Below are 2607 nucleotides of genomic sequence, written 5' to 3'. Positions count from 1 at the left end.
CCTCCTCGCGCAGCCGCGCGGCTTCGATCCATTCGAACTTGCGCAGGATGCTCGCGCGGATTTCCGGGTCGGCGAGCGATTTGGGATAACCGTGCTTGCCCGGACGCCGGCCCAGCCCATGGATGCGATGCTTGTGCATGTGGAGCAAGTGGATCGCCTGCGCCGCGGTCATCGGCGGGATCGGCGCATCGGGATCGAAACCGGATGCCCCGAACGTCGCGATGGCGTTCGCGACCAACGCCGCCTCGATCCGCAGATAGCCGATCTCCAGCGCCGCCTCCCATTCCCCCGCGAACCCGGGCCAGCGGCGATAATGGCTATAGGCCGATGCCGGGCTCAGCCCGACCGTGGCACACGCCGCCTTGACGTTGCAGCACGACGCCAGCGCGGAGAGAAAGCGCGCCTCGACCCGCGGCGTCCATTGCCTGAGCCGCGCCCGCGCGATCTGCGTGCGCCGCCCGTTGCCGCCGCGCACCACCAGCTCCTCGCCGTCGATCGACCGCCAGCCGGGTGCAGGCGTCATGTCGCCGCCGTCGGTCCGGCGCGCGGCGAGCCGTTCCTTGGCGGTGGCAATGGCGGCGTCGAGCTCGGCGCGAAACGCGGGGTCGGTCGATTGGTGCAGATGCACCCACGACCGCGACACCTTGGTGCTCTCCGCCGCGATGGTCTGGTTCCCGGTCTCCGCCACCGCCGCCATGAAAGCGGCGCGGCGCGCGGGGCTGGTCTTTGCGGACATGGGGGTGCCTCCTGTTCCAGGGGAAAGAGGCGATTGAACTATGCCGGAGCGGGGTTTGTAGGAAAGTCGTTTTTGCGTGAGGCCGGCAATGAGGCACGTAAGTCGCGTAGCTCGGCCAATCCGTTCCAGCGCGACCCGTCCGCTGCCGAACGGGCCGGTCTGCAACTGGATCTGGATCGCCCGGTCGGTCAGGCTTCAGGCCATCGCGGTATCGGCCCTCATTTCTTGACCACGGGCGTGATTTCCAGCGACCCCGGTTCGACGATATTCACGCCCGAGAAGACGATCATCCCGCCACGGAACTCGATCAGATTGTAATCCTTGTACCGGCCCAGATCGAACCCCCGCCACTTCAAAGGCTTGCCGACGAACGGGAGAAAGCCGTTGGTGGCGAGCTTGGCCTCGTCGTTCCGCGGGAAGGGCTGCGACCGATCGAGCAGCATCACGTTGACGGCGGTGTCCAGCTCGGCCGTCAGGACTTCCTTCAGACGCGCGCCGCTATTTTCGGTCAGGCTCGCCAGCGGGATCGCCTTACCTTCGCAGCAGAAATACTTGATCGTCTTGCCTTTATCGCCGGTCGTACCGTCGGTGACCTTCGTCTTCAGCACGACATAGGGTCGAACGTCCTCGGTCTTTTTGACGAACGTAAGCACCACATACGGCGTCACCTCCATCGTGCTGCCGCCCGGTTGGGGCGTGAGCGTGAAGGCGGTCCGGAACCTGTCGCCCGCCATGATCGCGTTGGTCGTCTCGATCGCCTTTGTCCGGACGTCGAAGCGCAGGTCGTCCTCGACATTGCGGACCTTGCCCGTGCCGGTCTGGGCGTTGATCGAGCTCTGCACCAGCATGCCGACCACGCCGAACAGCATCCCGATCCCGCCGCCGCCCTGATACCCGGAGACGACGACGTTGCTGTCGGGGATGCGGTGAACGCCCATCGGCAGGTCGCTCATCCCATTCGCGCCTTTTTCCGAAAAGACGATGGTGGTCGGCGCGGTCGGGGCCGTTGTCGGGGCAGGAGGCGGGGCCGCGGCGGTCTGCGCTTGCGCGGCCGTCGTCTGGGCCGTCAACGCGAACGCGCTCGCGATCATGGCGAGAGGAACTTTACGCTTCATCTTTTCCCCCTGAACCCCGGCTCAAGACGCCCCCCCGGCGTTTGATTGGCCGCTTCGATTGTTAGCCCGCGGGCTTCGCCGAAAACAACCGTATAAAAGCGCGGCGCCAGGATTTAGCGAAGCTAAATCGCGTGTCAGTGCCGCGCCGGCCGGCGGCGCCTCAAGCGCCGTCCGACGACGCGGGATTTACTCCCGCGGCGGGCGTCTGATTGTGTCGTTTGCGGAACGGTCAGCGGTCGGCAGCCAACTTGTTGGAGCAAATGGAGTTAAGCTGCGAGCCTTTTTACGGTTCGGGCAATGTGTAACAAAGAATAATGGCTCGCGTGATCCCCGAACGACCGGACTTGGACTCGCTCCCTATTCGTCCAAGGACCAACGGCCTATCATGCGAGCACGATCGCTGAGTTCCTCAACAATATCCGTTGGGGAATTTATCAATATTTAAAGCCAGAATTCAGTCGAGCGTTTACTAAAAACGATGACGCGATCGGGAGCTACCAGTTCGACGTGCCCTCCGGAATTCAACAACCCCTTAACTGTTAGTCGCCGCAGCCGACACGGAGTAAATCCGTGTCGTCGGTCCTCGCTGCGCGAGGCCGGCCGGGCGGGCGGCGAGTCCGGCGTGCGCGTCCTGGTTTGCGCCGCAACCCGACGCGAACGCTGGCCGCCTTCGCTCCCTCCCGATCGCCCGTCAAACACGCCGGCGCGAACTCGGGCGCGGGGCCGTCGTCGTTGCCGCCGTCGCGCGGGGGACGC

At 64.9% G+C, this 2607-nt stretch carries 2 protein-coding genes; both read right to left on the bottom strand.

Going from position 1 to position 2607, the window contains the following annotated elements:
- On the bottom strand, window positions 1–736 hold a 736-nt coding region (locus JWM94_RS08610), incomplete at its 3' end, for a hypothetical protein (protein ID WP_299425037.1).
- Between the two features lie 218 nt (window positions 737–954).
- Window positions 955–1851 carry a hypothetical protein gene (locus JWM94_RS08605; protein ID WP_299425034.1) on the bottom strand — a complete coding sequence of 299 codons (897 nt, stop codon included), beginning with the start codon at window positions 1849–1851 and terminating at the stop codon, window positions 955–957.
- Between the last annotated feature and the right edge of the window lie 756 nt (window positions 1852–2607).

The sequence above is a fragment of the Sphingomonas bacterium genome (assembly GCF_028289855.1).
Taxonomy (GTDB): Bacteria; Pseudomonadota; Alphaproteobacteria; order Sphingomonadales; family Sphingomonadaceae; genus Sphingomonas.
This window is presented reverse-complemented; position numbering and strand designations above follow the sequence as displayed.

Bases quoted from the DNA above. Each gene is read 5' to 3' on its own strand.
- JWM94_RS08605 (WP_299425034.1), bottom strand. From the start codon at position 1,851: ATGAAGCGTAAAGTTCCTCTCGCCATGATCGCGAGCGCGTTCGCGTTG.